Below are 7,003 nucleotides of genomic sequence, written 5' to 3'. Positions count from 1 at the left end.
CCCGGAACCGACCCCGGCACCGACCCCGTCGGGCTCCCCGGGGACGGCGTCGCGACGGACGCCCTGGCGGGCGGCGCCGCCGGGCCGGGCGCGCTCGGACCGCTGCTGGCCACCGTCCTCGACTCCCTGGAGACGGGCACCGCCATGCGCTCCGGACCGCTGCCGGCCGGCAGTCCGGCCGAGATCGCCGCACTCGTCGACGACGCGCTGGCCAGCGACGACGGACCGGGCGCGCTCGCCCGGCTCACCGAACTGCTCGCCTACGGCGCCGCCGACCCCGCCGACCCGGCCTGCGCCGCGCACCTGCACTGCCCGCCGCTCGCCGTCGCCGCCGCGGCGGACCTGGCGGTCAGCGCCCTCAACCCCTCCCAGGACTCCTGGGACCAGGCCCCCGCCGCCACCGCCCTGGAGAGCGCACTGCTCGCCGAGATCGCCGGACTGGTCGGCTACGACCCGGCGCGCGCCGCCGGCGTCTTCACCTCCGGCGGCACCGAGTCCAACCTCATGGGGCTCATGCTGGCGCGCGACCAGAAGCTCGACGGCATCGTGGAGCTGGACGGCATCCCGGCCGGAGTCCGGCCGTGCATCCTCGCCTCCGAGGCCGCGCACTTCTCCGTCCAGCGCGCCGCCGCCCTGCTCGGCCTCGGCGAGCGGGCCGTCATCCCCGTCCCGGTCGACCGCGGGCTGCGGATGCGGGAGGACGAACTGGAACGGGCGATGGCCGAGGCCAGTTGGGCCGGCCGGACCCCGATCGCCGTGGTCGCCACCGCCGGCACCACCGACACCGGAGCCGTCGACCCGTTGTCCGCCGCCGCCGACCTCGCCGGCCGCTACGGTGCCTGGCTGCACGTGGACGCCGCGTACGGCGGCGGCGCGCTGCTCTCCGACCGGCTCGCCCCGCTGCTCGACGGCATCGCCCGCGCCGACTCGGTCTCGCTCGACTGGCACAAGCTCGGCTGGCAGCCGGCCGCGGCCGGGGTCTTCCTGGTCCGCCGCGCGGAGACCTACGTCTCGCTCGCCCGCCGCGCCGAGTACCTCAACCCGGTCGACGACGAGCAGGCCGGGTACCCCAGTCTGCTCGGCCGCTCGCTGCGCACCACCCGCCGGGCCGACGCCTTCAAGCTCGCCGTCACCCTGCGCACCCTCGGCCGCGACGGTCTGGGCCGGCTGGTCGACGCCTGCCACGACCTCGCCCGCACCGCCGCCGACGCCGTGCGCGCCGACCCGGCGCTCGAACTCCACGCCGAGCCCGTGCTCACCGTCATCCTCTTCCGCTACCGGCCGCCCGGGGTGACGGACGAGGCGGCGTTGGACGAGGTGAACGGCCGGCTGCGGCGCCTGCTGCTGCGCACCGGCCGGGCGGTGGTCGGCCGCACCGAACTCCCGGGCGACGGCCCGGGTCGGGTCCGGCTGAAGCTCACGCTGCTGAACCCCCATGCCACGGTGGGGGAGGTCGGCGCGTTGCTGCGTGAGGTGGTGGGCGCCGGGCGCAAGGTGGCGGGCGCCGGGCGCAAGGTGGCGGGCGAGCGGGCGGGGTAGAGCGGACGGCTCTGGGCGGGCCGGGCGCTCCGGTCGGGCCGGCCTTCCGGTCGGGCCGGGTTTCCGGGCGGGCAGGGCCTCGGGATCAGCCGCCCAGGAGGATCGACCGGGTGAGCTCCCAGGTGTCGGGGTCGGCGGCGACCAGGAGACCGTCCTCGCAGCCGGGGGCCTCCGGGCGGTACGGGGTGCCGTCCGGGCGGGCGGAGACGCCGCCGGCCTCGGTGACCAGGAGCGAGCCGGGGGCGTGGTCCCAGGGAAGGGTGCGCCAGTAGAGGATGAAGTCGAAGCGGCCCTCGACGACGTCCGGGTACTCGATCCCGGCGGCGTGCCGGCCGGGGGAGATCTCGCCGAAGGACGCGATGTTGTCCTGGAGCCGGCGGCGGTGCTCGGCGTCGAGGTAGCGGCTCTTCACCGAGCCGCGCAGCTTCGCGACGTCCTGGGGTGCCGGTGGACGGGTCAGGCGCTCGCCGTCGCGCCAGGCGCCGGAGCCCAGTTCGGCGCAGTAGGCGGTGGCGGTGGAGGGCTGCCAGATCCAGGAGGCGACGGTCCGGCCGGAGCGGACCAGGGAGCACATCACGGCGTACTCGGGTCTACCGGCGACGAAGTTGGCGGTGCCGTCCACCGGGTCGACCAGCCAGGCGGCGGGCTCGTCGCGAAGGGCCAGGGCGAGCGACGGGTCGGCGGAGACCGCCTCCTCGCCGACCACGGGGACGGGCAGCAGCTCGTGCAGTCGGCGGGCGATGATCGTCTCGGCCTCGCGGTCGGCGACCGTCACGACCTCGCCGGGGGCCTTCTCCATCACCTCGCCGGCGGCCAGCGCCCGGAAGCGCGGCTCCACCGCCTCGGCCGACGCCTCGGCGAGTATCTCCGCCACCTTGTCCATCAGCACGTTCGCGCTCCCTTCGCTGCATACCACTCTCCCACGAGTGGAGGAACGGGGCGGCGGCGGACCGGGGGCGGTGGGACGGCCGACGGCCGGCAGTCGACGGCCGGGAGGCGACGGTCGACAGCTCACGACTGACAACTGACAGCTGACAGATTTCGAAATCTGTCAGCTGTCAGTTGTCGGCTGTCACGCGTCGACCGTCCTTCGTCCTCCGTCACCCCTCCGCCGGGCTCGGTCCATCGCCGCCCAGGTAGTGGAAGCCCGGGCGAGGGTGCATCAGGAACTCGTGGTGCGAGATGTTCCACGCGTACGCGCCCGCCATCGCGAACAGCACGCGATCGCCCGTCCGCAGGCCGTCCGCGCCCTCGGCCGCGTGGGCGAGGACGTCCTTCGGGGTGCAGAGCTGTCCGGCCAGGGTGGCCCGGCCGCCGGTGACGGCCGGGCGCGGCCAGGGGTGCGGCCAGGCGTCCACCGGGAGCACTGCGAAGGGCTGGGAGTGCCCCCGGGTCGCGGGCGTGCGCAGGTGGTGGGTGCCGCCGCGGACCACCGCGAAGTCCTCGCCGTGGCTCGCCTTCACGTCCAGCACCTCGGTCGCGTACCAGCCGCAGTGGGCGGTCAGCGCCCGGCCGGGCTCGATCCGCAGGGTCAGCCCGGGGTGGGCGTCGAGCAGCTCGGCCAGGCCCTCGCCGAAGGCCGTCCAGTCGAAGCGGGAGGCGGGGTCCGCGTAGTCCACGGCCATTCCGCCGCCGATGTTGACCTCCGCCAGCGGGAAGCCGTGCCGCTCGGCCAGTGCGGCCGACCAGGCGACGATCCGCGCCGCGACCGACAGCTGCTCCGCCGCCGGGAGTCCGCTGGCCAGGTGGGCGTGCACGCCGCGCAGCCGCAGCCGGCGCGCCGACGGACCGCCGCCGGTGAGCAGCCGGACGCACTCCTCGGCCCGGTCCGGGTCCAGCCCGAACGGCGTCGGACGGCCGCCCATCGCGAGCGGCACCGCGTCGAGCGCTGCCGTCTCGACCGCGAGGTTGACCCGCAGCAGCACGTCCACGACCGCGCCGGGCCGGTCCGCGAGGACGGCGGCCAGCCGGTGCAGCTCCTGCTCGCTCTCGACGTGCCAGCGGTGCACCCCGGCGTCCACCGCCGCGGTGATCTCGGCCGGAGTCTTGCCCGGCCCGCCGAAGGCCAGAGGAGCGTCCGGCACGACGGCCCGGACGTGGGCCAACTCCCCGCCGCTGGAGACCTCGTAGCCATCCACCACCGAGCGCAGCGCGGTCAGCAGCGGCGCCTCCGGGTTGGCCTTGGCGGCGTAGTACAGCTCGACCCGCTCGGGCAGCGCGGCCCGGACGGCGGCGGCGTGCTCCCGAAGGGATGCCAAGTCGTAGATGTAGGAGGGAAGTTCGTCGGGAGTGAGGCCGGCGGTGAAGCTGCGGACGGCCTCGGTGGGTCGGACGGCCTCGGCGGGCCGGGCGGTCTCGGCCGTCATCGGGCGGTGCTCCCGGCGGGTAGGCGGACGGGCGTGTGCGCCGGCGGGCGGGCGGACGCGCGGTCCGATGTGCGGGCGGGCATGCGGGCGGCCCCGGCGAGGACGGAGCCGGCCAGCGGGGAGGGCAGCCGGACGTAGCCGGCCTCGCGGTCGGCCTTGCGCTCCCAGCGGGTCAACAGGTTGGCCTTGGCGGGCAGTGGCACACCGGCGAGCAGAGCGCGCAGCCGGGGCGGGCAGCCGTGCGCGGCGGCGTACTTCTCCAGGGTGTCCCGGACGGCCTGCCAGAGCGCGCACTCCAGCTCGGGGTGGCGGTCGGCGAGCGCGGCGAGCAGTTCGGCGACGTGGTTGACCAGCAGGCAGTACACCACCCGGTCCCAGCCGCGTTCCGCGTCGTAGGTCATCGGGCCGGCCACCTCGGGTGGGAGTGCGGCGAGGATGTCGGCGTTCTGCTCGGGGACGAGCTTGGTGCCCTCCAGATCGCGGAAGAGCACCTGGACGGGGTGGCCGGAGGGGTCCACGCCGATCAGCACGTTCTGCAGGTGCGGTTCGAGCACCACACCGTGGTCGAAGTAGGCGGACAGGACCGGCGGGAGGAGCAGCCGCAGGTAGTCGCGCCACCAGTCGAGCGCCGCCGCGCCGTCCGGACTCACGCCCAGCAGGCGGGAGATGTGCGCGGAACTGGTCGGGTGCTCGTCGGCGACGGCGGCCGCGAGCAGCGGGGTGACGCCGGGCCGCAGCACGCCGCCGAAGCCCTCCCGGACGATCAGGCCGAAGCCCTCGTACAGTGTCCGGTCGGGCCGGCCGTCGGTGCCGGGCAGCGCGAGGGTGCGGAAGGCCGGTTCGCGCAGCACGGCCGAGGCCGGGAAGCGCCGGGCGAGGTCGGCCAGGGCCAGGGCGAGCAGCCGGGTGAGCGCGACGGCGTCGGTGAGCTCGTACGCGGCGTTCTTGCGCAGGCAGTTGGTGATGCGAACGTTCAGGCTGAACTTGAGGAAGGCGTCGGCGCCGTGCAGGGTGCGCACCGAGGCGGTGGCGGTGAAACGCTCGCCGCGCGGGCCCAGGTCGAGGACGTCGCCCCGGGCCAGGGCGGCGCGCAACAGCGGGTGTTCGCCGATGAGTTGATACTGCCACGGGTACGCGGGCAGCAGCCGGTAGCCGTCCGGCACCTCGCCGAGGCCGTCCAGCAGTGCGGTCGCGCTCTCGTCCAGCGACTCCTCGGCCAGCAGGTCCGCGCGGACGGCGAGGTGGCGCAGCGGGAAGGAGGCGCGGGACTCGGGGGCGTAGCCGCGCCAGTCGCCGCGGGCGGCGGATCGGGACTTGGGGGCCGGGTGGAAGCGGTGGCCGAACAGCAGTGCCCGCTCGGACTCCAGGTAGCGGTCGGCGCCTGGGGCCGGCCGGTCGTCCAGGCCCTGGCGGACGCCCTGGTGGCTGGACGCGACCTGGTCGAGGAACTCCTCGTTCACCGTGCCGGTGCGCAGCTCCAGTTCGTGCTGGACGTACTCGGCCAACGCCTGCCAGCCCAACTCGACCCAGTCTCCGTCCTGTTCGACCTCGACCGGCCCGGTGAAGCGGTGCGCGCCGAGCAGCGAGGTGCGGCGCAGGGCGACCCGCAGCAGGGCGCCGCGGCGCGGCAGCCGCAGCAGCAGGCGGCCGCTGTCGGCGGCGGTCTGGTGCTCGGGCGCGGAGACCTCGCGCAGCAGGCAGTTCAGCAGGGTGCGGACCATCGCCTCGTCGGCGGTGGGAAATTCGTCGCCGCCGCCGGGCCGGCCGATGGGGTCGACGGGTCGACCGGCAGGCCGGCCCGCGGTCACCGGGTGCCGTGAGGCGTTGTAAGGTGAGCCTCACCTTAGTCGATCATGCAGAATCGATCTCGGGAGTGCCAATGGTTCCCGGAACACCCATGCCCGTCGCGCCCTCGGTGCGTGTCGGGGCCCCGGCGCTCGTCGCCGACTACCGGCGGCTGGTGGAGCTCTGCCCAGTGCTGGAGCTGCGCCTCCTGGGCAGCGGCGAGCCTGACCCGCGCGCCGCCGACGGTTGGCACTCCGGAGCCCAACTCGCCGCCGACGAAAGCGCGCTGGCCGCCGTCCTGGCCGGAGCGGAGGCCCGCATCGCCGACGAGCACGGCAGTGCCCCGCGACCGCACGTCACCGCCTCCCGGCTGCTCCACCACTACGCCTGGTCGGCCTGCCTGCTGATCGCCGGCCCCTGGCACCTCTCCCGCCGAGTGCCGGCCGTCGACCCCGCCGACCTCTGGCTGCACGCCCCCACCGGTGCGCTCGCCCTGCGCCCGCGCGGTCACGTCGCCCTGCCCGGCGACGTGACCCTGCCCGGCGACGTGACCATGCCCGGCCACGTCACCATGCCCGGCGACGACGAACTGCGCGCCGAACTGCGGGCCGCCGTGGTCGCGCACCTCGGGCCGGTGCTCGCCGCGTTCGCCGGGCCCACCCGGCGCCGCGACCGCGCCCTCTGGGGCATGGTGACGGACGACCTGGCCTCCGCCCTCTGGTACCTCGGCCGGATGCTCGGCGAGGAGGACACCTCCGTCGCCGCCGAGGCCGTCCTGCCCGGTGGCACCCTGCCGCTCCCCGGCGGCGCCGACTTCCGCCGCCTGCACACCCCCGACGGGCGCGCCCACCACACCCGCACCCGGCTCGGCTGCTGCCTCTACTACGCGGTCGGGCCCGCGGCGACCGCCTGCCTGACCTGCCCCCGGACCTCCGACGAGGAACGCCTGCGGCGGCTCTGACGGCCCGTCCGCGAACCCGCCGCACCGCGGGGTTCGCTGTCAGTGGCATGGGCTATGGTCGCCGGCATGATCGATTCCACCGTGCGGGTCCGGATCGCCCGCCCCTCGCGCGACCTCGCGGCGGCCGAGCGCTTCTACGTCGGCGGCCTCGGCCTCGCCGTGCTGTGGCGCAGCACCGAGCGGGTGTCCGGCGAGCACGACCTGCTGATGGTCGGCCCGTCCGGCGGCAGCTGGCACTTCGAGCTGACGCACGACCCGGAGCGGCCGCTGGAGCCCACCCCGACGGTGGACGACCTGTTCGTCGTCTACCTCGGCGCCCCGGTGGACGAGGCCCTGGCCGCCCGGCTGGAGG

General features: G+C 75.6%; 6 protein-coding genes. 3 read left to right on the top strand and 3 right to left on the bottom strand.

Annotated features, from left to right (window positions below):
• Nucleotides 1-63 precede the first annotated feature (63 nt).
• On the top strand, nt 64-1,539 hold the full coding sequence (locus ACIQOV_RS19515; protein WP_401049989.1) for a pyridoxal phosphate-dependent decarboxylase family protein: 1,476 nt from the start codon (nt 64-66) through the stop codon (nt 1,537-1,539).
• Nucleotides 1,540-1,624: 85 nt separating this feature from the next.
• Here the strand turns inward: ACIQOV_RS19515 and ACIQOV_RS19510 are convergent, their stop codons facing one another.
• The 3 genes from ACIQOV_RS19510 to ACIQOV_RS19500 all read right to left on the bottom strand — a co-directional run bounded on the left by ACIQOV_RS19510 (nt 1,625) and on the right by ACIQOV_RS19500 (nt 5,626).
• Entirely contained in the window at nt 1,625-2,422 is a 798-nt protein-coding gene (locus ACIQOV_RS19510) for an inositol monophosphatase family protein (protein WP_401049986.1), read from the bottom strand.
• Nucleotides 2,423-2,639: 217 nt separating this feature from the next.
• Nucleotides 2,640-3,905, bottom strand: coding sequence for a type III PLP-dependent enzyme (locus ACIQOV_RS19505; protein WP_401049982.1), 1,266 nt, complete (start codon nt 3,903-3,905; stop codon nt 2,640-2,642).
• On the bottom strand, nt 3,902-5,626 hold the full coding sequence (locus ACIQOV_RS19500) for an IucA/IucC family protein (RefSeq protein ID WP_401049984.1): 1,725 nt from the start codon (nt 5,624-5,626) through the stop codon (nt 3,902-3,904). Before ACIQOV_RS19500 ends, ACIQOV_RS19505 begins: the two co-directional genes overlap by 4 nt.
• Before the next feature lie 176 nt (nt 5,627-5,802).
• Between ACIQOV_RS19500 and ACIQOV_RS19495 the strand changes: the two genes are divergently transcribed.
• Together ACIQOV_RS19495 and ACIQOV_RS19490 are read left to right on the top strand one after the other, a co-directional pair.
• On the top strand, nt 5,803-6,651 hold the full coding sequence (locus ACIQOV_RS19495) for a (2Fe-2S)-binding protein (RefSeq protein WP_401049979.1): 849 nt from the start codon (nt 5,803-5,805) through the stop codon (nt 6,649-6,651).
• A 66-nt stretch (nt 6,652-6,717) separates the two neighbouring features.
• A partial coding sequence (locus ACIQOV_RS19490) for a VOC family protein (RefSeq protein ID WP_401049976.1) occupies nt 6,718-7,003 on the top strand: 286 nt, incomplete at its 3' end.

It is taken from the genome of Kitasatospora sp. NPDC091257, assembly GCF_044757675.1.
GTDB classification, from domain to species: domain Bacteria; phylum Actinomycetota; class Actinomycetes; order Streptomycetales; family Streptomycetaceae; genus Kitasatospora; species Kitasatospora lactacystinica.
This window is presented reverse-complemented; position numbering and strand designations above follow the sequence as displayed.

Coding starts and splice junctions, on each gene's coding strand:
- ACIQOV_RS19510 (WP_401049986.1), bottom strand. CDS start 2,422: ATGGACAAGGTGGCGGAGATACTCGCCGAGGCGTCGGCCGAGGCGGTG.
- ACIQOV_RS19505 (WP_401049982.1), bottom strand. CDS start 3,905: ATGACGGCCGAGACCGCCCGGCCCGCCGAGGCCGTCCGACCCACCGAG.
- ACIQOV_RS19500 (WP_401049984.1), bottom strand. CDS start 5,626: ATGGTCCGCACCCTGCTGAACTGCCTGCTGCGCGAGGTCTCCGCGCCC.
- ACIQOV_RS19495 (WP_401049979.1), top strand. CDS start 5,803: ATGCCCGTCGCGCCCTCGGTGCGTGTCGGGGCCCCGGCGCTCGTCGCC.